We start from the raw sequence: 22655 nt of genomic DNA on the forward strand, positions 1-22655 counted from the left end.
GGTTTTGCACTATTTTGAAACTATGCGAGAAGTGTAAAACCAGGAAATCTTACTATGGCCCGAATTAAATCGGTTCTTGTTAGAATTCCTATCAGAGTCTGATCTTCATCTATGATAGGCAGGGAACCGATTTTTTCTTCTAACATGACTTTGGCGGCTTCCCTGATTTCCGTTTGAATGGTTCCTGTCAGAAGTTTTCGAATCATAAAAGAACTCAAAGGTTTGGTAAGTGCATTTTCATCTTCACTGATGAATTTCCACACATCTCTGTCGGATAAAATTCCTACCAATTTTCCTTCCGGGCTGAGGATGGGAATATGTCTGAACCGTTTTTCCAAAATATACTTTCGAGCTTCGTATAGATTTGAATCCGTAAACAAACTTTCTACGGGACTAGTCATCACTTGGTGAGCAAATAAAATCGGGGAAGGAGGCGGTTCTTCGTTCGCTTCATCATAAGCTTTTTTCGCTTTTTCCATTTGCAGATTCGGGAGGGGGGAGTTGTCCGGATCGGATTCATCGAAAGCTTTGACCGGTTTGGAAGAAACAACTCCTCCGATCTTGGGAAGTGCTTGAGAAGCGATTGAAGGTAGTCTGGGAGTGGAAATCCCTTCCTGAATCCAAAAGAACATAGTATTATCATAATTAAGACTAAATGTTTGGCAAGAATAAGAAAAAACTTGCAAAAAACGAACAGTGGTTTTTTATCTCAGGAATATTTATTCCCCTAAAGAAGGCAAATTCACCATGAAAAAGAAAGTTTCCGTACTTTATGATTTACTTGAATTCGTATCAGAGACCTACCCTGATAAAATTTCCTTTCGAAAGAGAACAGCCACAGGTGAATTTCCCGGAATTTCTTTTGCCGATTTGCGCAAATTTGTAGATCAACTAACAGCTGGTTGGATTGAGGAAGGTTTGAGTTTGGGGGATCGGGTAGGATATTTTTGCGACTCCACTCCCAATTGGCTTAAAACCGATCTTTCCATTTTGACTGCGGGGGGAGTGGTTGTTCCGAGAGGGACTGATATCGTAGAAGACGAGATTCTGTACATTTTGAACCATTCGGAAGCCAGATTTCTTGTGGTTCAAAGAGAAAAAGACAGAGCCCGTGTCGGGAGGATTCAATCTCAGCTTCCCAAACTGGAAAAAATTTACGTTTTGGAAACTGATACCGGTGAACTGGCGATAGGTGAAGGAAGTGTTTCCAGTTTGGCCTCGAAAGGAAAAGCCGCTTTGGAATCTAAACCTGCTTTAGTAAAAGAAAGAGTTTCCGTTCTTGATCCGGACGCACTTGCTACATTGATTTATACTTCAGGAACAACCGGAAATCCCAAAGGGGTTATGTTGTCTCAAAAGGGTTGGATCACAGCGATTCACAACACAAGCCTTCGTTTGGATATGAATGCAAATGACAACGCAGTGAGTTTGCTTCCTCCCTGGCATGCATTCGAAAGGGCGATTGAATATGCAGTGATTTCTCACGGGATTGATTTTTTGGTTTCCAATATGGCGAGCCTTAAAGACGATCTTCGCGACTTTCGTCCTACTATTTTTCCTTCTGTGCCTAGAATTTGGGAATCCGTCTATAACGGAATCATGGTGAAAGTAGCAAAAGAAGGTGGGTTCAAAGAAAAATTATTTCATTTCTTTCTGAAAGTAGGGGCAAGTTTCGCAAAACACAAGTCAGTTGCTTTCGGATACGATTTCGCACTCGTGCGAAAAAACTTTTTGTCGGATATTTTACAAAGAACGTATTCACTTCTCGTCCTACTTCTTTTATCTCCTTTGAAGTTATTGTCTGTGAAGATATTTGCGGCCATTCACAAAGCACTGGGTGGTAGAATTCGGATTTGTATTTCGGCGGGTTCTGCGCTTCCGAGTGTAGTAGACGGATTTTTATCCGCTATCGGATTGAAAGTATTGGAAGGTTACGGAATGACCGAAACATCCGCAGTTGTTTCCATTCGTTCCAATACCAAACCGACCAAAGGTACAGTGGGGATTCCCATTGACGGGTACCAAATCAAATTGAAAGACGATCAAGGGAGAGAGGTAAAGGAAATTGCTGCAAAAGGAACTCTTTGGATCAAATCGGATCAGGTTTTGAAAGGATATTATAAAAGGCCGGAATTGAATGAAGTCGTTTTTGATAAGGAAGGTTTTTTTGATACTGGAGACCTGATGCAGATTTCCTACAGAAATGAATTGGTGTTTTCGGGAAGATCCAAGGACACGATCGCACTCATCGGCGGTGAAAATATCGAGCCTATCCCGATCGAAGACAAATTGCTCACTTCCCCTTATATCGATCAGGTAATGGTAGTCGGACATGACCGCAAAACCTTAGGGGCACTCATCGTTCCCAATTTTGAAGCTGTGGAAAAAAAGCTGGAAGCACTTGCCGGTTCCTACGATACTTGGGATTCCAATCCGAAAATAAGAGAGTTGTTTCGAAGTGAAATCACCGGTATCATTTCAAAACATAACGGTTTCAAAGCGTTCGAGGTAATACCGGCTAACAACTTTTATATTGTTCCGCGGCCGTTTGATCCGGATCGTGAAATGACTCGGACTTTAAAGATGAAAAGAAACGTAATCGCAGAAGTATTTGCAAAAGAAATTAACAGGATTTACCAATGATACATCCGAAATTAAATCCCTATCTCAGCGAAGAAGATAGAAATTTTTATAATACCGTATTTCAATTTGCGGAAGAAAAGGTTTTACCTACCGCATTGGAAAGGGACGAAACGGAAACATGGTCCGATGATCTTTGGAAAGAATTCGGAAAGGCAGGACTTGCAGGACTTTCCATGCCTGTCGAATACGGAGGACAAGGTGCGAATTGTTTGCAATGTTCTCATGCGACGGATGCCTTCGCCGCTGGTTCGTTAGATGGTGGAATGGGATTGTCCTGGGCCGCCCATATGATTATCGGAGCAATGCCCATAGTATTCCAGGGAACGGAAGAACAGAAGAACAGGTTTTTACCAAAACTCGCGAGCGGAGAATGGATTGCAGGCTTTGCATTGTCCGAACCTTCTTCAGGATCGGATGCAGCTTCTCTTCTCACTCATGCGGAAGAGACGGTGGACGGTTGGAAAATGAACGGATCCAAAATGTTCATTACGAACGGTCCCGTTGGTCAGGTATTTATTGTGATGGCGAGAACTTCCGAAAAAGGAAGAGGGCCTTTTGGGATTTCCGCTTTTATTGTAGAGGATTCCCGAAAGGGGTTTAAGGTGAGTAAGATTCTCAAAAAACTCGGCCATCATACTTCCATGACCGCAGAACTCGTATTTGAGGACATGATTTTGCCCAAAGAGAATCTATTAGGGCCTTTGAATTCAGGTTTTGTCAGAATCGGAAAGGAAAATTTGGAATGGGAAAGAACCGTGTTCGTGGCAGGCCTTGCCGGAGCCATGGAGTTTTGTTTTCGTTCCGGAATGAGATATGCTCGGGAAAGAATACAATTTGGAAAACCGATTGCATCCTTTTTCGGTATGAAGGAAATTTTGGTAAAAAACTGGGTTTATGTACAAGCGGCAAGAAGACTCATATATTGGGTGGCGGAGAGAAAGGACAAAGGGATTCCTTCTCCTTTGGAAAGCTCGCTTGGAAAACTGATTTCCTCTGAAATTTCGGAGGATGTGGCAAAGGACTCCGTACAGCTGTTTGGCGGATATGGTTATATGAAGGAGTATTCTGTGGAAAGATTTTACAGAGACGTAAAACTGGGAACGATTGGCGGCGGAACCAGTGAAATTCAAAGATCCATCATTTCTTCGTTGTATCCGGGCAAACAAAAGTTTATGGCTGATTTCACAAAACTGGAAACTGCTTCTTCCGAATCGGACCAGATTCAAAATCATTTATTCGATATATTGATTCAAATGGACGGACAATCCGCACGCAAAAAACAACAGCCGATCGAATTTGCATTTGCAGATGCGCTTTCTCTTTTTGTCATCCTTTCCCAATCTCATTCCGATCTTTCGGTTCCGTTACAGCATTATTCCAAGGAAGAAAAACTGATCGACCGAAGTCTGATTACTTTCTTTCTTGTAGGAAAATATTTATCCTCACTTTCCAGATTGTCCGGTTTCGTAAAAGAAGAACTAAACTCGATTTGGAATAATTATCAGAAGTTAGGTGAAAAAATCGAATCACTTGTAAATGAACGTTTTTTGACTCTTCAGGAAATTTCATAAAATGAAACCGGCAATCCGAGTATCTTTGATTTATTTCGTGCTCGGATTTGTCTGGATTTATCTTTCGGACTATGCACTCGCCAGTTTTTTAAATGAATCTGAGGATTTGCGGATCGCTCAAAGTTATAAAGGTTGGCTTTTCGTAACTCTTTCTTCTTTACTTATATTTTTTCTTTTACTCAGTGAATTCAAAGTTCAATTCAAATTTCAAAAGGAAAAAGAAGACTCAGATCATCTTTACAGAAACATCCTGGAACAAATTCAGGATTCCGTCATCGTTTTCAACTTAAATACCTGGAAGATAGAACTGATCTCCAAGCAGACTGCCAATTTTTATGAAACATCAGTAGCTGCCATTGTAGACAATCCGTACTTACTGATCGAAAGACTTCATCCCGAAGATAAAGAGAGAATGGTGGATATGTGGACCAATCGGCTTCGGGAAAATCACTCCTCCATACTTTATCGACTGTTATTCCCTGATGGAAGAGTGAAATGGGCTCTTGAAAATAGGCTGTTTTACGATAGCGGATCGGAAATGCAAAACAGGGCGATTGCGCTTACTACTGACATTACTGACTATATGCAGAACCAGGAAAAACTGGAAAAATCGTTAAAAGAAAACGAGGTTTTGCTGACGGAAGTTCATCATCGTGTAAAGAACAACCTAGCAGTGATTATTTCTTTTTTGCAGCTTCAATCCTATTCCGCTCCTCCTGACGCAGCTGCCATTTTGGACCAAAGTATTGCGCGAATCAGAGCGATTGCGCTCGTACACGAAAAATTATACAGTTCCAAAAATCTTTCCGGCCTCAATTCGAAGATGTATATAGAAAGTTTGGTGGAAAATATCAAGCTTATGTATATGAGAATGGATATTCGAATTCATTTGAATATCGAACCGAGAGAACTGGATCTGACTTCCGCCATTCCTTTGGGACTTATGCTTACGGAACTTTTGACAAATTCGTTCCGACATGCATTTCCCAATCCTCAGGAAGCGGTCATATCGGTTGATTTTCGAATCAATGAAAATGATAAGATAGAATTGATCTATAAAGACAATGGGGTGGGACTACCGTCTTCGTTTGATCGAAAGAGGATAGATACTGTCGGTTTGTCTGTAATCTTTTCTCTTTCCAGTCAGATGATGGGAAGAGAAATCGAAGTACTCTCCAAACCGGGTGAAGGCGTTTTATTTCATTTCGAATTTCCGAACTATAAAGATAAAAAAGGAATTTCCTAGATGCACGAAAAAGGCAAATCTTATAACGAAATACAAATCAAAGATACTGCTCAGTTTACTAAAACCATTACGGAGACGGATGTGTATTTGTTTGCGGGAATCAGCGGGGACTTCAATCCTCTACATGTGGACGAAGAGTACGCCAAAACCACTTCGTTCGGCACAAGGATCGCTCACGGAGGACTTGCTGCTTCGTTACTTGCTCCTGTGCTTGGAATGAAATTACCGGGACTTGGAACTCTGGCCCTGGAAACGACTACCAAGTTCAGAAAACCTGTTTATTTTGGAGATACGATCACCTGTAAGGTGGAAGTTACGGAAAAACTGGAAAAATTGAAAGCGGTCCGTTTGAAAGTAGTTTGGACCAATCAAAAAGGAGAAGTGGTCAGCAAAGGGGATGCTCTTGTCATTCCTCCTGGCTAAGGTATTGTCCCAGAAGTCCTATTTCATCTTCTACAAATTCCCTTACTTCTTCAAGTTCGTCCGTATCAATGATCTCTTCCAGGATTTCTTCTCCGTTTTCATCGTTTCCAAGCCGTAGCACGATATAACCGGGAACATCCGAATCAGGATCATCTAACTCCACGTTGACGAGATGATACTCCGATTCGGTATTGGGTAAAAAAACCAAATACTCGAATCCGTTCAAAGAAAAAGAGTAGAACACTTCCCATAAGAACTGGTTTCCCTTTTCATCCACTAGATCGATTTCTTCCGAAGCTCTGGAAGGAAAAAAATCGTCTCCAAGCCCCATTCCTTGCATTTCCATTATTTGTAAAAATCCTTCTCGAAGGGTAAGCTGTGTTTCTTTTTGAAATTGCATTCCTTGCAGGAAGGAACAAGATTCGCTTTGACCGATTTCCCTCCTCGTATAAGAGGAATTAGATGGTCCATTGTCAATTCGTCCACTTTGAACTTACCGGAGCAATAATGACAAATGCCCGAGGAACGTTTGTTTTTCCACCAGGCAGTGTTTTTGAGTTCTTTTGCCTTTCTTCTTTCCCGGGCGATTTCTTCGTCCGATACGGTGGAAAAAAATCTATCTTCTGACAAAGTCTCATCCATACTTAAAACTGACTTAATTTCAAGTGAAATGTCAAGAAAAGAAAAAGGGTCGACGAATTCCCGAGAGGGAAATTCCTACAAGTAATGGGTCGATTGTATTATATCGATAATTTACGTTCATTTGCCTTATTGCTCGGGATAGTCTTTCATTCTGCAATTGTTTATGCGCCTAAAATCGGGTATGCGATACAAAACCCCGAACGTATCGAACCGTTCGGATACTTTTGCTTTTGGATTCATAGTTTCAGGATGCCTCTGTTTTTTATTATCTCCGGCTTTTTCTCCGGACTTGTTTGGGAAAAGAAAGGATGCCTTTATTTTTTGAAAGGCAGATGGGAACGTATCTTTATACCGATGTTAGTTGGTATTCTCTTTTTGGCACCGATACAATATTTTCTAATTCAAAAGATCTCTCATCCTCATCTTTCTTATTTCACTTACTATTTGTCTTTTTTCTCAAAAACAGGATTTGGCCAGTCTCATATTTGGTTTTTGGTAAATTTGTTTTTATACGGATTGTTATTTGTCCTTTTGCCCAAGGATTTGTTAAAGAAAACGTTCTCCCGTTTTCGAACGAAACATGAATCGGTTTTATTTTTTGTTTTACTTCTTTTTTCGTTTTCTTTGACTCTTCTGGCTCATTCTTTTTTTCCCAGAGGAGATAACGAATTCGGTATCGATAAACTTCTGTTTTGTTATCAAGTTACCTTTTTTCTCGGAGGAGTATTCGTTTATCATTCGGGGAAAATATTGATCTCTGCAGTGGAACCTGCGCCCGATTCCTTTCGATTGATCAATTGGATTTTATTCGGGATCGTCGTATACGTTTTGTTTTACGAATGGGAAACAAAGGATCCTTTGTGGATGCCTTATTTTCGCGGAGGGATTTACAATCGGATGATCCATATTTTATTATGGTGCCTTTCTCCTCTCGTTTGGTTTCAGGTTTTCGTATTGGCATTCCAAAAATGGGGAAATGAAACCGGGGAAATCAGCAAGTATCTGATCGATTCCAGCTTGCCTGTTTATTTGGTTCACCATCCCATTTCACTTTCGGTTGCTTTTTATTTTAGAAATTGGGATTTCCCCGTGGCGGGCAAATTTGCATTCCATCTCTTGATTGTTCTTAGCCTTAGTTTTTTATTTTACGACCTGATTGTGAGAAATTCAATCGGTTTGAAAAAACTTTTCGGTGTTAAGTGAATTCCTTCCACCGAAAAGCCTGCTTTTACTTTCGAATTTTTTTGATCAGGTGCGACTAACAGCCTGTATGGCGGAGGCGACTGCGGCATCCATGGTTCCGTTGTGTTTTGCCAAATGTTCTCCCGCAAAAAACACTCTTTCGTAAGGTTCGGCCCAGGCATCCTTGATTCCCAAAGAGCCGGGAGGAAATAAGGATACAAATCCTTGGCTTCCTGTCGCTTTCTGAAAAGAATGGAATACAAACTGAGAATGATCGGTCAGTTCCAAGATCTCATCCGTTTTTGTTTCCGATAGAGACAATTTGAGCATCGCCCTTTTTTGCGCATCAGATCCTTTTTCAAAAAGGGATGCCCTGTCACCTGTGGCAAGGGAAGTGAGTAGATATGATTTTTCTCCGATCGCTTCTTCGCTCGCAACATAGAGTGCTTGGGCAGGTGTATCGGTTAACAAGAATTTGGGGAATAGATTTTCTTTTTTTACGCACTGAATGATGTTTTTGGAAATTTTACCCGATTGCATTCTGAGTGCGGAATAAACCAACTCCTTAGGAAGTCCCGGCGACCATTTGATGTCCAGAACCGCTGCAGGAGGAAGTGTGCAAATGATCAGGTTCCCCCGAATGATTTTTCCAGATGCAAGTTCCACTTGTGCTTGGGATTTCATTTGGCTTACTTTTGTGATCGGATCTCCGAGTGAAATTTCAGTATCTCCTAGTTGAGCTGCAAGCGCAGAAATGATTTTGTCCGCTCCTCCCGAAACATAAAAACCGGGACGAAGTGCGGACTCGGAAGAAGCGAGATCGTTCAAAACGGCTTCACTTGAAATTTGATTCAGATCTTCCCCGAAAAAGATCCTATAACATTCGCTTAATGCTCGAACTTCTTCTTCGGCTAATCCTTGATAGCGGGCATAAGATGAAAAATTTATCTTATCCAACCCTTGCTTTTGGCTTTCATTCCGAGATTTATGCAGATCGATCACCTTTTCCAAGGTTTCTACCGAACTTTGGGAAAGCTGAATCAAAGAAGAATACTCTCCCGTTTTTTTGATTTGGAATTTTTCTGCTAGAGGGGAAGTTTTCAACTCCAGTCCGAGTTGTTTTACAAGACTTTTGATATCGGATTGTCCGTCCCCGATCCATTCGGCACCTAAGTCTTGAACGATATTATTTATTTTATCCCTATGGGTGAAGATTCGTCCGCCCAATCTTTCCGATCGGTCTACGATGGTCACATCATATCCTGTTTGGCGAAGTAGATACGCGGAGTAGAGACCGGAAAGTCCCGCTCCCATAACGATTGCTTTTTTAGAGGAAGAGGGTTTGCCCGCCGGCTTTGTCTCTGCGGCTACGGGGGTAATTGCCCAAGAGTTGCGGGAAAATACAACACCGGAAACGGAAGTAGTGATTGCTAGTTTTTTAAGGAAGTCTCTGCGATTCATAAATCTTGCCCCTAAATTCTAGCAATTCACAAAAAAGGCTAGAAAAATTACCAAATTCGTTTCTACTAGCCATTGCTTTTTTGCATCAAATCCGAGGACTCTTTGAAAATTAATTTGAAAAATGTATTTTATTCTCTTGTTTTAGTTCTCTTTCTGCCGACGGTACCTATTTTTTCCCAAGCTCCTTTGGTTTTGGACCATCATATGGAAGGAAAAACCGCCTGGCAAAATACTTTGATTTTGGAAGATACTTCCGCAAGTTTTTCCAAAGATGAAATTGTTTCAGGCAAAAGAGATTCCGAATTTTCAAAGCTCTTATCTCCGAATCTAGGGTTTTCTTCTTCACAGTTTTGGATCCGGCTGCCTGTCCAAAATCCTTCTCCCGATACATTGGAATGGATGTTGGAGTACAATTTTCCATTGATTGATGAGATAGAAATTTACGGAAATCATCTTCCTTCCGGAATTCGTAGTATAACCGGTGATAGTTTTCCTTTTTCCGAAAGAAATGCGGATTACCGGAATGTGGTGTTTCCTCTTGTGGAAAAACCGAAGACTCAATCCGTTTATTACATACGGATCAAATCGGAGTCCACGATTCCCATCAGTTTGGAGGCTTGGTCTACTAAAGAATTGATCAGTAAAATGACAAAGGAACAGATTCTCTTCGGATTGTTCTACGGAATCCTGTCTGTCATGGCGATTTATAATTTCTCCATTTTTGTTTTTACCAGAGATTATAGTTATCTTTTTTACGTGATATTTATAACGTCCATTTCCTTATTTCATCTTTCTAACAACGGTTTTGCGTTCCAGTATTTATGGCCGAATTCTCTTTGGTGGGCAAACTATTGTCTTCCTTTCTTTATCTGTAGTTCCTGTTTTACAGGAATTTCTTTCGCCACCTATTTTCTGAATTTGAAAAAGCATGCTCCTTTATTTGCGAAATTACTGACATACTGGTTCGGAATTTTAGTCGCAGTGAGTATCGTTATTTTCTTTCTCCCTTATCGGATTGCGGTTTTGACTTCGATCGGTTTCGCCGTTCCCGCTGCCATCATTATGATCATAAGCGGTATCATTGCGCTTCTAAAAAGATCCAGAACGGCTAGGTTTTATCTGATCGCCTGGACTTTCTTTTTATTAGGATGTCTTTTGTTTTCTTTGAAAAGCCTGGGAATTCTTCCTGACAATCATGTCACCCGTTGGATGATTCAAATCGGGACGGCATTGGAATTGGTCCTTCTCTCTTTGGGACTTGCGGATCGTATCAATTATCTTTCCCGTACTTTAAGGGAAAATATCAGGGAACTATCCGGTAACAAAATTAGAATCGAAGAATCGGAAAAAAGATTTAAGGAAATTTTTCAAGGTTCGGAAGAAGTGATTTTTATGTTAAACGAGTCTTTCGAAATTTTGAATGCCAATAGATCTCTCTCCAGACATTTGGGATTTCGTTTGGATGACGTTAAAGGTAAAAAAATAACCCACTTACTTTATTCTACAAAAAAGAAAGCGGGCTTTAACGAATTGTACGTGAACGATAAATTCGATGAGTTGAACAAAACCAAGAAAGTCGTCCATTTCCAAACGGAGTTTGCTCAAAAATACGTGAAAGAACCGAAAGATATGAAGTGCAGCATTCAGTTTGTAGAATTGGAGGATACAAGGGAAATACTGGTTAAACTTTCTCCTCAGTATGAAGACACTCTTTCCAAACTGGTTGTTTCCGAAAGGATCGAATTTTCCATGAACAATTATCTGAGAAATGCGGAATTGATTTCTCAAAAGATTACATCCCAACTCGCACAACATATGGATTCTGTGGAACAAACGGAGGTAAGAACGGCGGTTCGGGAAATACTTATCAATGCGATAGAACATGGAAATTTAAACATCGGGTTCGAAGAAAAATCAAATGCACTTATAGAAGGAAATTATCTGGAGTTTTTGCAGAAACGTCAGGAAGACGCAAGATACAACCGCAAAAAAGTATTTATCAGCTATGTTCTGAACGAGGAATACGTCGCATATCGGATATTAGATGAAGGAAAAGGATTCGATCATCAGAAAGTTTTCTCCAAAACAATGGAAGAATTGAACGACGCGTTGGAACAACATGGCCGGGGAATCCTGATGACTCGTTCGGTATTTGACAGGGTGGAATACAATGATGCCGGAAACCAGGTGAGTTTGATCAAATATTTAAAGAAACCTAGCTAGTTTCGAACCCAATCCAATACCCACCATTCATTCCATTCCTGTTCAAACAACATTTTGCCGGGAAGATGGGATTGTAATAGGTCGACGAATGCGTCTTTTTTTTCCGTAATGATACCGGAAAAAATAAATCTAGGCGCTTTGATTTCTGCCAGTGAACGGATATTTTGTGATAAAACCGCGAATGTGATATTTGCAATGGCGAGTTCATACTCGTAATTGTTTAAATTCGGATTGGATAACCCGGACTCTTCTACCGTAAAATGAATCTTTCTACCAAAATCGTTTTCCTGCCAATTGGACCAAGCGGCTTTCACTGCATTCGGATCGATATCGAGTGCAAATATTCTATCCGTTCCCAATCTACCGAGGCCAATCGATAAAATCCCCGAACCTGTTCCCAAATCGCAAGCCGTTTTGAAAAATGTTTTTTCCGTTTCTTTGATTGTATCCAGTCTTTCTAATATAAGTTTGGTGGTCTCGTGATGACCTGTTCCGAATGCCACACCCGGATTGATGAATAGAGGAATTCCTCCGATAGGTTCCCAAAGTGCTTTTGTGTTTTCAGAATCTTTTTCCCAAGTAGGAATGACCCAAAGTTTTTTGCCCACGGCAAAAGGTTTGTAAAATTCCTTATACGCCTCTTCGTAATCTCTGGTTTCAATTTCCCTGGATTCGTAACTTGCGGATTCTAAAAAATTGATTTTGAGAAAGATGATGATTTTGAGTTCTTTCTCAATATCATCTTTGTCCAAGTAGATTCGGATATTTGTATTTTCCCGTAAAATTCCTTCTTGGTTCGGCTCTTTGGGAGCATCTCCGTCAAATAGAATTTCATAATACCCTGCGACAGAGAGGGTGTCCAATAGTTCGTACAAACTATCCGAACCCTCTTTGGGCAAATTGACTTTAAGTTCTCTATATTCCAAGTTAGGTGAGAGGTTCGGTAGGAACTATCCTACTTCATCCGTATAATCCATAACCAGATACATTAACGTTTCCTGGTCGGTTGGATTTGAATATTCGTGAGAAACATCCGCCTTGAAAAATACCGAATCTTTCGGTTCTAGCTCGACTACTTTTTCACCAACGCGTAACCGTAGTTTGCCGGAAACAACGACGATATTTTCGGTTGTTCCCGTTTTATGAGCTTCGGCGACTTCATGTCCGCCCGGTTTCAATAGTAATTCATAAAATTCTGTTTTTCTATTTCCAAGGAAAGGAAACAAAGCTCTGCTTGCGAAAACTTTCGAGTTTGAAAAAAGCACTTTTGAGTTTTCCGCTTTCAATACATGAATGCCTTCTTGGTTTTTCTCTTTGAGTAGTTCCGCAAAAGGAACATTCAATCCGTTTGCGATTTTCCACAAAACGGAAATCGTAGGAACCGATTTGCCCTGTTCGATTTGAGAAAGCATGGCACGACTTACGCCGCAACGATTTGCTAATTTGTCCAGGGAGAACCCTTTTGTATGGCGGATGAGCTTTAGATTTTCTTTGACCACATCCGTAATGTAATCTCCCGATTCTGCGAAAGCTTGTTCTTGTTCATCAGTGGGAGGTTCGAGTTTGGTAGCCATTGCTCAAGAATCCAATATAACAGAGGAAAAGTCAATCCACTATCGGAAGAGTTTTGATTTTTTCTCTTCAATTACAAAGACGGGAGGGGATTTGGGGATTTTGGAAGCCTTTTGAAACACTTCTTTTGCCGTTCCACGGAAGCTAAGTTCTGTTTCCGTAGAAATTCCCAGTGCTAAAAATACCCTTCTGTCACCAGGAACTAGTTTTGAAAGAGATTCCAAAAGGTGTTTTGTGCGATAAGGTGTTTCATAAAAAACCAATGTATGTCCGAGGTTTAGATAGGTTTTGATTTCTCTCTCTCTTTCTTTTTGGTCGCGCGGGAAAAATCCGAGGAATGTAAAAGGAGAAGTGGAAAATCCGGAAGAGGTGAGTCCTGCAATGGCAGCGGTAGGTCCCGGTGCCGACTTGACTGTGACCCCCATCTCCCAGGCGCGGGGAACCAGTCTTCTGCCCGGATCTTCCAACCCCGGACTTCCTGAATCGGAAATAACACACGTTAATTGAGTTGTGGAGAGACGAAATGCCATCTCCTGCAATTCTTCTTCTGTGGTATGTTCATTCAATAGATCGAAGGATTTGCTGATTCCTAATTTTTTCAATAGAGTGGAAGTGGTTCTGGGCTCTTCTCCCAAAATCCAATCCGCTTTTTCGAGTAATTCCTTTGTTCTGGGAGGTAGATCACGATCATCCCCGAGAGAATTGGAAACCAGATAGAGTGTAGGTTTGTTTTGATCCATGACCTATTTAGCTCGTATGAGTTTCCAAAGCAAAATAAGGCTGGATGGAGATCCCTTTTTCGGAACAGGCTTTTACAAATTCAGGATTTCCCTTATCAATTGCCACACCCAGTTTCTTTGCATAACATAACATGGGATAGTCGTTGAAAGAGTCTCCGAACACAAGATCCGGAACCTCTCCGATTCTGGATGCAATCGCTTTTACTTTTCCTTCACCGTAAGTATACGGTTCGATGATTTCATGTGCATAAGTTCCATTCGGATTTTTTTTCTGAACCATCCCGATTACATTTTCCTCTTTTACGGGAAAGTGATGGGCTACAGCTCTGATCCCGTCTTCCGGAGAAGCGGTGATGATATAAACTTTCCAATGATTGGAATTTAAAAATGCAATGAGATCAAGCATCTCTTTTTGAGGGAGTACTGCGGATCCTTCTTCCAATCGGGCCACTTTTTCCCAAGTCCTTCGGGAAAGATCGTAAAAACTTTCTTTGGTATAACCTTGGAAGATAAACGAGGTCCATCGATATCCGTTTTCAATTCCGAATTCTTTCAGTTGGTAAGTATATTCTTCCCAAACCAAATGTTCTTTTTCCGAAATCGGTTTGGTTCTATGGTTTTTCCAATATTCCTTGTCCCTAAAAAAAAAGGAAAGGTCATCAGGAAGAAATAACATTCCTTCGGAGATAATCGAATCCATGATCTTTTCACCGAAATCATTTCGGATCAGAGTGTTATCAAAATCAAAACAGGCAATACCGGGGGAAGAGGAAATGATTTGAGTTAGGCTCGCATGCACGGATGGAGCCCAACTTTTAAGGGGAAAAGAAGTCACTAAATCAATTTGCGAAACTCACCATACTTGTGGCAACACCTTCTTCGAAAGGAGTTAGGAAGTTCTCAGGATTCAAATAAACATTATGGTATCTCACTTCGAAGTGAACATGAGGACCTGTTGACTTTCCAGTGTTTCCGGAAAGTGCAATGATCTGTCCTTTTTTCACAAAATCACCCGATTTTACAAGCACCACATTATTATGACCGTAAACTGTATGGAAGTGATTGAGATCATTATGATAGATCTTAACTGCGTTTCCGTAGTCACCGCTTCTTCCGGAAACTTCGACAAGGCCGTCTGCGGCAGCCAGAACGATTGAGTTTTTGGGAATTGCTATGTCCACTCCGGTATGAAGTGTGTTCCATCTTCTTCCGATTCGGGAAGAGATTCTGGTTTTGCTATTTGGTAATACGGGCCAGATGAACTGATCGATTTGAGTGTCGATCGCTTCTCTGTAACTACCTGCTTCCTGTAGGGAATTAGAATATTCGCGACTGTAGGGAATGAAAACAAGTCGGTTCAATTTCTTTTTTTCTTTCTCTGTAATTGCATTGAGGCTGATCACATCATCGTAATCCGCTCCGAATTCGACTGTCTTTTCCAATAAGGACTTTTTTTCTGCTCGAAAATCGACCCAAAGGCCCCATCTTTCTTGGTATCTTTGGAAATCATGGTTATCTAAAAAGGCAGGTTCGTTTTTTCGCTTCTGGTAAGAAGCAAATGCAGAGAAGGTAACTACAAATACCATCGCCGCCAGAATAGTGAACAAATATCTTTTTCGTTTCATCGTTTTCAGCCTCACATTTTATTGTGCACTGCCAAATTCTCATAGAAAGCTTTCTGGTCAAGGAAAAGGACTCTCTCTTTTGGCACTCAAATGTAGAATTATGTCACATAATTAACCATGTTCAGTAGAAAGACAATCTCAAAATTTGCGGTTTGGGAAGGGAAAGGAAGAGGGACTCACTTGTTTGAGTGAGAAATGAAAAACCTTCCTACAGGATTTTATTGTAAGGAAGGTATTCTTTCGTAAATAAATTATTTATTGGCTCTGCAACTGTAAAGAACGGTGAGAATGGGCTTGGTTTCGGTAGAGATAGAACCCAGCCATTACTAGGAACACCGTTCCTATGGCATAAGACACCCAACCAAGACCGAAATAGCCCAAAAGTCCGAATCCTAAAATCAAACGAATGATCTCCAAGGTGCCTCCCCAGGATTTTCCTTCGATCATTGCGTTGATGGAAACGAGAGAAAGGGTCACCCAGATGGCAAAAAGCGCTTGGGAAAGCATTGTAAATTTGGTTACGAAAAGTAGGAACGCAAAAGATCCCAAAAGAATTCCCACAAACCATGCAGTCGTATAAGAGCGGACTTCCGCATTCGGTTTCGGATCGTATTTTACAAAGCTTCTCGCGCTCACTTCCGGAATAGGAAGAAAGCCGCCTGCTTTATTTCCTTCCGGGGGAAACCAACCGGGAGGCATTAGAAAAACTTTGATTTTGTTTAGGATTCCTTTGGCATGAAATGCTTGTTTGCAAAGTTCCGCGTAATAATGGTAATTGGCGTATACCGGATTGAAACTTTTGAGAGGTTTCACCGTGCCGTAAACGCATTCTTCTTCTTCCACTTGGAAGGTTCCAAACATGCGATCCCAGATGATGAAAATTCCTCCATGATTGCGATCGATGTATTTCGGATTGATCGCGTGGTGAACTCTGTGATGGGAAGGAGTGGACAAAAGATATTCTCCTACTTTTCCGATCTTATCCACAGCCTTTGTATGTACCCAGAATTGGTAGATGAGATTGATTTGGCCTACTCCTAAGAACATCCAAGGGTGAAATCCTAGTAGTGCGATTGGAACGTAAAAAACCCAGGAAGAAAGTCCACCGAGTCCGGTTTGGCGGAGTGCCACTACCAAATTGTATTCTTCACTGTGGTGGTGAATGACGTGTCCTGCCCAGAAAAAATTCACTTCATGAGAAACTCTATGGAACCAATAGTAACAGAAATCCTGTAAAACAAGGCAGATGACCCAGGCGAGAGGGTTTGTGAGTGCGAATTCGAAAATTCTAAAATGTTCATAAACGTAAAAGTAGGCAAACAGCCCGACCCCTTTTTGAAATAACCCCCAGAGCTGGGAAATAATCCCCGTGCTCAGATCGGCTATGGAATCGTTCAATCGGTAAAGTTCTCTTTGTCTTTTGATACCGATGAGTACCTCAATCCCGATCAGTAAAAAGAAAACCGGGATAGCGAATGTTACAAATGGCGGAGGTGTGAAATTTTCGAACATAACGAAATAGTTTTGCCCGTTTTATGACAAAAGGTCAAGTAATTCTTGACCAAGAGTCAGAAATTGTTTTCTGTTCAACTCTTCCGGGCGTGAAGTGGGGGAAATATTTGTTTTTTCCCAGGCCTTTCTCACTGCTTCCTGAAATTTCGGATCTTGTGAAAAAGGAGAATCTCTTAAACTAACTTGGATTTGTTTTCTTTTTCCCCAAAAAAAAGTGCGAAGTAGTCTGGACCAAACTGCTATGTCTTCTTTGGAATGGAATAGGCGTTCTTCCTTCGGCCGGGGAAGAATCCGAATCAACGCGGAGTCGATTTTGGGAACTGGGTAAAAACATTTTTTATTTACTTTTTTCAGAAATTCTATTTTACCCATACCTTCTAAAAATATGGATAGGGAGGATACTTCACCTGTGACTCGTTCGGCGAATTCCTTTTGCACCATAAAAACCCCTCCTTTCCAATTTTCAAACTCGGTAGCGATGATTGTCAGTATTTCACTTGTTAAATGATAGGGGAGGTTTCCGAAAATGAATACTTCTTTGGAAAAGATATGATGCAGATTTTCCAAAGCGTCGCCTTCATAGAGAACTGCTTTCGGAAAAAGATTGAGATAGGTTGTTTTTGCGAGTTCGATATAAGCACGATCAATTTCAAAAAGATAAGTAGGTCTTTCGAATTCCAAAATGGGATAGGTAAGTGTTCCTAGTCCGATTCCTATCTCAGCCAGTTCCACATTTTCCTTTTCGAAAAAATCCCTGCTGCATTCCGCAATATAACGAACTATATTCTGATCGATGAGAAAGTTTTGTCCGAATTTCTTTTGCGCAACCAAAGAGTTAGAGGAAAGAAAATTTTTGATCTCGGAGAGTTTGGTTATGGGAGCGTACAAGTAGTTCCTCTACGCTTATAATTTTCCAGTAAGAAGAAATCCCAAGAAGTTTTTGGTATTTTTTCCAATCTTCCGGGTTTTCTTTCACCCATTTGGGAAAATCAAGTAACAATACTCCCGCCTGTTGGGTCTTTGCATCCAAACCCGACTTTTCCCAATTTTTTTCATAGAGAGACGTTATCTCCAGCAGTTTGGAAAATTTCTTTTTGTCTCCTGTGTAACGAAGTATGGGAATCGTATTTTCCTTCCCCGAAAAAACGATAGGAAGAATTGCCGTTCTGTCGATTTGGAAGTTTTCATTCCAGACATTTATCTGTTCCATCCAGGATTTCAGTTTCTCTTCACTGGTAATAATGGAGATCCTGGCCGAGACATTTGTTTTTAAGATTTCCTTTTTTAAATCCAGCACATAACGAAGACAAGACTCTTTTTCAAAAAAGATAGAGTTCGCATCCTTTAATTTTAATGATTTTGCAAATGTTTCAAATTGGTTTTGGGAATAACAATTTCCCAGGATTGAAATCTTTCCCTCTCCGAAAAAGAATGCATTTCCCTTTTGGATTTTATGGGCAGGCAGACCGTCCGAGCCGTTTTTCGCAGAAAGAACCAATCCTCCGAAAGGAAAAAATAGAATAATACCCGATAGGATTAGAAAATGAAGAAACGAATAATTGATTTTCCGATCTTGAACGATACTTTCCGATTTGAAGATTTTATAGATAATGAGAAAAAGGAAGATCGTGAAAATGAAATACAACCAAATTACTATTTGTCTGTCATTCCATTCGTAATAGAATCCTATTTTTCCGGGCAATGCAGTTACTAGTTTCAGTAAAATCCTAAGTAATAAATCGATGATGACCCAAAAAAGGTCTGCCGTATTTTGAGATAAAAATTTCTGAATGATAATAGAAAGATAAAGTAAGGGTAGGATGATTCCTGCAAGAGGGATCACGATCAAATTGATCAGAATGCTCCCGAAAGAAAAAGAGTGAAATACATAAGCGAGACAAGGGAAAGTCCCGAAAGAACAGGAAAGAGACAAGGTTAAATTGTCTTTTAAGAAGTGGGAGAGATTCGGGAATAGAACTTTGTCTATGGCGGGTTTTAGAAAAAAAATTCCGAAGACCGCTCCGAAAGACAATAAAAATCCTACGCTTAGATAATCGGAAGGAAAGAAGAGCGCCACGGTGGCTGCAGAATAAAATAACGTGTCAGAGGCTTGCGCCTTTTTGTAAAAAATAACACCTAACATACTGTAGAGCGCGAATGAATAAGCTCTCACGAAGGAGACAGGAAAATTCAAAAGATAGAGATAAAAATATCCGAATAAGAGGGAAATAAGAACGGGAAGGATTCTGGAAAACCAGAAGACTCTCTTTAAAAATAACAGACAAAAGCCCAGATAGATTCCCAGATGTAGTCCTGAGGCGGCAAACAAATGCAATACACCTCCTTGTTTTGCATCCTGTTTGACCGATTTCGGTAAAGATTTGCCCGAACCGAGAACCAATCCTTCAGCGACTAATGTCAGTTCTTTGGGGAGTTTGCTTTCTTTAAGCAAACCTCTTACTTCTTCTTGAAATTTATAAGAATTTGAGTTTCGGTTTGGAATTTTTTCCTTTGAGATACCTTTGGGAAAGTAAATTTGAAAACATCCGAAAACCAAAAATCCTATTACCAGATAGAGGAATTTTTTTCTAAGATGTAATTTTATAAATCGGAAAAAGAAAGGAGGAAGTAACAAAAGTAGAATGGAGCCGGTACAAATAAGAATGGAAAAGCCGGGGACATTCGGAAAAATCCGGTACAATGACGCTATCGAACAAATCCCCAAGGAAATCATTCCCCCTTCGGAAGCGGGAAGAATGCGAGGAAGTGGTGAGGACTTCATGCCTCAATAGGTAAAAAACTAAATAGTTTGGAGAGGTTCTTTCAAAAATAAAAAAGAAAGGTTCGTGGTTTTGACTAAAAAGGATAAATCCCCAAAGCTTTTCTGACATCTTCGATTTTTTTACGTGCAATCGAACTTGCTTTGGTTTTTCCTTTTGCCAGAGTTTCATTCACATAACTTAGATCATTCGAAAGTTCTTCTCTTTTTTTTCGGAACGGTTCGAAATGATTCATCACTTGATCCAAAAGGGATTTTTTCAAATCACCGTATCCTACGCCACCGGATACGTATCTGGTTTTAAGAGTTTGTTTTTCTTCATCATTTAAGAATAAAGAATGAATCTGGAAGATGATGGAAGTATCGGGATCTTTCGGTTCGGAAACTTCTTTGGAATCGCTCACGATCGACATGACCGCTTTTTTGATTTCTTTTTCGGTTCCGAACAAATCGATCGTGTTTTTATAGGATTTTGACATCTTGGCACCGTCTACGCCGGGTATGGTGGCGGTGTTTTCGTCAATATCCGGTTCGGGAACAGTGAGTGTGTTTCCATAACTTGAATTGAATCTTTCTGCGATGTCTCTCGCAAATTCAAGATGTTGTTTTTGGTCTTTTCCTACCGGAACTTTATCCGCAGAATAGAGTAAAATATCGGAAGCCATAAGGATAGGGTAGGTGAATAGTCCCGCACCCGGAACAAATCCTTTCGCTACTTTGTCCTTAAAGGAATGGGCCAACTGCAATTGGGAAACGGTAATGGACTGGGATAGATACCAAGTGAGTTCTGTAACTTCCGGAACATCACTTTGAATCCAAAAGACGGTTTTGTCCGGGTCGACTCCCAGCGCTAATAAGTCGAGTGCGGCAGAGATCGTATTTTCCTTCAGATTTTCTTTCGATGTGAAAGTCGTTAATGCATGTAAGTTGGCAATAAACAGCATCAACTCAGCTTTGTTTTGGTAATGTAGAATTTTCCGAATGGCAGAAAAATAGTTTCCTAAATGAAGTTTGCCTGAGGGTTGTACGCCTGTTAAAATTTTCATGAAATAGTTAAGTTTGTATTTACGTCGATTCCGAAGACACTTCTTCCGAATCTTCTATAAAACCGGATTCGGAGTCATCGGAAGATTTTTTATAAGATTCCGAATTAAAAGACGAATAGGTAAGTCTTTCGTATTCCTTGTGCAATTTGATGAGTTCCTGTTCTATTTTTCTATGTGCAGTCAATTTGGCTGTTGTCTGTTGGTCCTTGAAGATCACCGCATAATTGTACAAATACTTTGTGAACTGAGTTAAAACATCTTCCACATACATTCCGTTGATTCTTTCTTTGGCTACGACCGCTTTTTCGTAATGAGGAATAAATCTTTGCATGATTTTGATTTCTTCGATTACCTTTTCCTTCGTTGTGGAAATTTTGTCGGATATTTTTCCTCTGGTCTCCGTTTCTTTTGCCATCAGATGATTTTCTATGATGATATTGAGTTTGTTTGCAAAATTTCCGAAAAACTCGGAGGCTTCCGTAAGCGCGGTTAAAATCGTATTGGCAATCTGGTCGACAGTGCCTTTGTTATAATCCCCGTTATATTGTTGGAAAGTGTATTGAAAGCTGGGAAACTTGCGATTGAAATTGTCAATCGTTCTCACCAGGTTGTTCATGATTTCGATTTCTTCCTTGAAAAGACCGGGTTGAACCAGTAACAAATCCTGGTTTTGATTTTTATCACCTAGTCTTACATAACCTTCCAGCAGGTTGATATAAACAGTTTGGATGTCTCTTAGGAGCAGATATACCAAACGATGCGGTTGGGATTTGTATGAGTTTTTGATGGTTTGACTGCGGGCGCTATCAGGCATATGGTGCGACATGTAATCGTCCACAACTCCATTCAAAAAATCGAAACTGATTTTGCCTTTATCATCAATGGTAAAATATCGGGAACGAAGGTTTTGCAATTCTTCTTTTTTGAAAACCCTCGTGTTGATATCGTCTGAAATTTTTGCAACAGTGATCTCCACTTCTTTTTGAATCTCGCGTGCCGCTTGGAATTTATGCTCCTGGATCGCAGGTACTTTTAAGTCCGCGACAATCTCTTGCCAGGAAAACATTTTCTTTTTGGAAACAATATAAAATGCAGTGATGGCATCCGAGAGTTTGGGTCTGGTGGATTCCAGAGAAAGCCCGAAACTGATTCCGTCCATCACTGTGGAAAGTCTGGAAACGAGTTTGTCATCTTGTTTTACCACTTCCGGCAAATGATCCAGAATGATTTGGCGCGCATCTTCTCTCTGCAAAAATCGCACATAGAACATTTGCATTTTGATGGAACGATCTAAAAATATCTCGGGAGAAATTTTATCCAAAAATAAGGAATCAAGCGATACGAATGCGTTAAAAAATTTATTATAATTATTGATTACGTTGTAAACAAGAGGGGTCCATAATCTCCATCCTTGTTGTTCCGCCATACGAAGCGCTTGAATTGTCGGGATGATTGTGTCTTCTTTCAAGGTGCGGAATAATTTTTCCACTCCGCTGGAGATAGTTGGATTTCTTCCGAAAAGTCCTATATCGATGGCACCGGTATCTTTCGCAAATTTTCCTATCGAAGAAGCGCCACCGCCACCGCCTCCGAAAAGTCCTGCAAGTAGTCCCCCCGATTTCGTTTCGTTAGGTTTTTTCTTTATTGCGCCTTGTTTTTGTTTGATGCTATCGACTGTTACCAGTTCGCTGGGAGATCTTAATCTTTTTTCGGATCTTTGTTTATTGTCTTGGGAAGAAGATCCGTTGTCCCGGGAATAGGAAGAATTGGAACTTTGTCTTTCTTCGGAGGCCGGCTTTTTTTTCTCTTCTATCCCTCTTTTTTTATTCAGTATGTCTTCATCCACTTTTCGGATCAAATCGATTCGAATGAATACATCGTTGGATTTTAATATAGCTTCATCAATCAGTTGTTGGTGTTCCGGTGTTCTTGTCTTGCGATACAAATCGGCAAAGACTCGGTGAGCTTCTGTGCGTGAAACGGGTGTCAC

The 22655-nt window shown here is 40.5% G+C and carries 20 protein-coding genes; 6 read left to right on the forward strand and 14 right to left on the reverse strand.

Annotated elements, in window-relative coordinates; all coding sequences use genetic code 11:
* Window positions 1–20 precede the first annotated feature (20 nt).
* On the reverse strand, window positions 21–632 hold the full coding sequence (locus DI077_RS05340; protein ID WP_167837057.1) for a CBS domain-containing protein: 612 nt from the start codon (window positions 630–632) through the stop codon (window positions 21–23).
* 115 nt (window positions 633–747) lie between these two features.
* Between DI077_RS05340 and DI077_RS05345 the strand changes: the two genes are divergently transcribed.
* From DI077_RS05345 to DI077_RS05360, 4 genes are read left to right on the forward strand one after another with little or no spacing between them, the layout of a single operon-like run.
* Window positions 748–2643, forward strand: a complete 1896-nt coding sequence (locus DI077_RS05345) for an AMP-dependent synthetase/ligase (protein ID WP_109018384.1) — start codon at window positions 748–750, stop codon at window positions 2641–2643.
* Window positions 2640–4214, forward strand: coding sequence for an acyl-CoA dehydrogenase family protein (locus tag DI077_RS05350; RefSeq protein ID WP_109018385.1), 1575 nt, complete (start codon window positions 2640–2642; stop codon window positions 4212–4214). The genes DI077_RS05345 and DI077_RS05350 overlap by 4 nt, the downstream gene beginning before the upstream one ends.
* Before the next feature lies 1 nt (window position 4215).
* The gene (locus DI077_RS05355; protein WP_109018386.1) at window positions 4216–5460 is read left to right on the forward strand and encodes a sensor histidine kinase; all 1245 of its coding nucleotides are present in this window, start codon (window positions 4216–4218) and stop codon (window positions 5458–5460) included.
* Window positions 5461–5883, forward strand: a complete 423-nt coding sequence (locus tag DI077_RS05360; protein ID WP_109018387.1) for a MaoC family dehydratase — start codon at window positions 5461–5463, stop codon at window positions 5881–5883.
* Here DI077_RS05360 and DI077_RS05365 read toward each other — a convergent pair.
* Together DI077_RS05365 and DI077_RS05370 are read right to left on the reverse strand one after the other, a co-directional pair.
* Window positions 5867–6229, reverse strand: coding sequence for a DUF1292 domain-containing protein (locus DI077_RS05365; protein ID WP_109018388.1), 363 nt, complete (start codon window positions 6227–6229; stop codon window positions 5867–5869). The genes DI077_RS05360 and DI077_RS05365 overlap by 17 nt on opposite strands.
* Window positions 6229–6525: an HNH endonuclease gene (locus DI077_RS05370; protein WP_109018389.1), complete on the reverse strand. Its 297-nt coding sequence runs from the start codon at window positions 6523–6525 to the stop codon at window positions 6229–6231. The genes DI077_RS05365 and DI077_RS05370 overlap by 1 nt, the downstream gene beginning before the upstream one ends.
* An 84-nt stretch (window positions 6526–6609) precedes the next feature.
* Here DI077_RS05370 and DI077_RS05375 point away from each other — a divergent pair, with 84 nt between their 5' ends.
* On the forward strand, window positions 6610–7728 hold the full coding sequence (locus tag DI077_RS05375) for an acyltransferase family protein (RefSeq protein WP_109018390.1): 1119 nt from the start codon (window positions 6610–6612) through the stop codon (window positions 7726–7728).
* A gap of 45 nt (window positions 7729–7773) precedes the next feature.
* Here DI077_RS05375 and DI077_RS05380 read toward each other — a convergent pair whose 3' ends face one another.
* Window positions 7774–9168: a flavin monoamine oxidase family protein gene (locus DI077_RS05380; RefSeq protein ID WP_109018391.1), complete on the reverse strand. Its 1395-nt coding sequence runs from the start codon at window positions 9166–9168 to the stop codon at window positions 7774–7776.
* Between the two features lie 102 nt (window positions 9169–9270).
* Between DI077_RS05380 and DI077_RS05385 the strand changes: the two genes are divergently transcribed.
* The gene (locus DI077_RS05385) at window positions 9271–11391 is read left to right on the forward strand and encodes a 7TM diverse intracellular signaling domain-containing protein (protein WP_242935370.1); all 2121 of its coding nucleotides are present in this window, start codon (window positions 9271–9273) and stop codon (window positions 11389–11391) included.
* Here DI077_RS05385 and DI077_RS05390 read toward each other — a convergent pair.
* From DI077_RS05390 to DI077_RS05435, 10 genes are all read right to left on the reverse strand, one after another.
* On the reverse strand, window positions 11388–12317 hold the full coding sequence (locus tag DI077_RS05390; RefSeq protein ID WP_109018392.1) for a 50S ribosomal protein L11 methyltransferase: 930 nt from the start codon (window positions 12315–12317) through the stop codon (window positions 11388–11390). The two genes, DI077_RS05385 and DI077_RS05390, sit on opposite strands and share 4 nt — an antisense overlap.
* A gap of 24 nt (window positions 12318–12341) precedes the next feature.
* Window positions 12342–12965 (reverse strand): helix-turn-helix domain-containing protein, encoded by a 624-nt coding sequence (locus DI077_RS05395; protein ID WP_109018393.1) that lies wholly within the window; start codon window positions 12963–12965, stop codon window positions 12342–12344.
* 39 nt (window positions 12966–13004) lie between these two features.
* Window positions 13005–13703 carry a 16S rRNA (cytidine(1402)-2'-O)-methyltransferase gene (gene rsmI / locus DI077_RS05400; RefSeq protein ID WP_109018394.1) on the reverse strand — a complete coding sequence of 233 codons (699 nt, stop codon included), beginning with the start codon at window positions 13701–13703 and terminating at the stop codon, window positions 13005–13007.
* 7 nt (window positions 13704–13710) lie between these two features.
* Window positions 13711–14538 (reverse strand): HAD family hydrolase, encoded by an 828-nt coding sequence (locus DI077_RS05405; protein WP_109018395.1) that lies wholly within the window; start codon window positions 14536–14538, stop codon window positions 13711–13713.
* A gap of 4 nt (window positions 14539–14542) precedes the next feature.
* Complete coding sequence (locus tag DI077_RS05410) at window positions 14543–15328, reverse strand: M23 family metallopeptidase (RefSeq protein ID WP_109018396.1); 786 nt, start codon at window positions 15326–15328, stop codon at window positions 14543–14545.
* 255 nt (window positions 15329–15583) lie between these two features.
* Window positions 15584–16840 (reverse strand): sterol desaturase family protein, encoded by a 1257-nt coding sequence (locus DI077_RS05415; RefSeq protein ID WP_109018397.1) that lies wholly within the window; start codon window positions 16838–16840, stop codon window positions 15584–15586.
* Window positions 16841–16861: 21 nt separating this feature from the next.
* A complete protein-coding gene (rsmA, locus tag DI077_RS05420; protein ID WP_109018398.1) occupies window positions 16862–17728 on the reverse strand; it encodes a 16S rRNA (adenine(1518)-N(6)/adenine(1519)-N(6))-dimethyltransferase RsmA in 867 nt (288 codons plus the stop codon).
* Complete coding sequence (locus tag DI077_RS05425; RefSeq protein ID WP_109018399.1) at window positions 17676–19622, reverse strand: ComEC/Rec2 family competence protein; 1947 nt, start codon at window positions 19620–19622, stop codon at window positions 17676–17678. The genes rsmA and DI077_RS05425 overlap by 53 nt, the downstream gene beginning before the upstream one ends.
* Before the next feature lie 74 nt (window positions 19623–19696).
* A complete protein-coding gene (trpS, locus tag DI077_RS05430) occupies window positions 19697–20665 on the reverse strand; it encodes a tryptophan--tRNA ligase (protein WP_109018400.1) in 969 nt (322 codons plus the stop codon).
* A 19-nt stretch (window positions 20666–20684) separates the two neighbouring features.
* A complete protein-coding gene (locus DI077_RS05435) occupies window positions 20685–22655 on the reverse strand; it encodes a hypothetical protein (RefSeq protein WP_109018401.1) in 1971 nt (656 codons plus the stop codon).

Source organism: Leptospira kobayashii (assembly GCF_003114835.2).
In the GTDB taxonomy this organism is placed as follows: Bacteria; Spirochaetota; Leptospiria; order Leptospirales; family Leptospiraceae; genus Leptospira_A; species Leptospira_A kobayashii.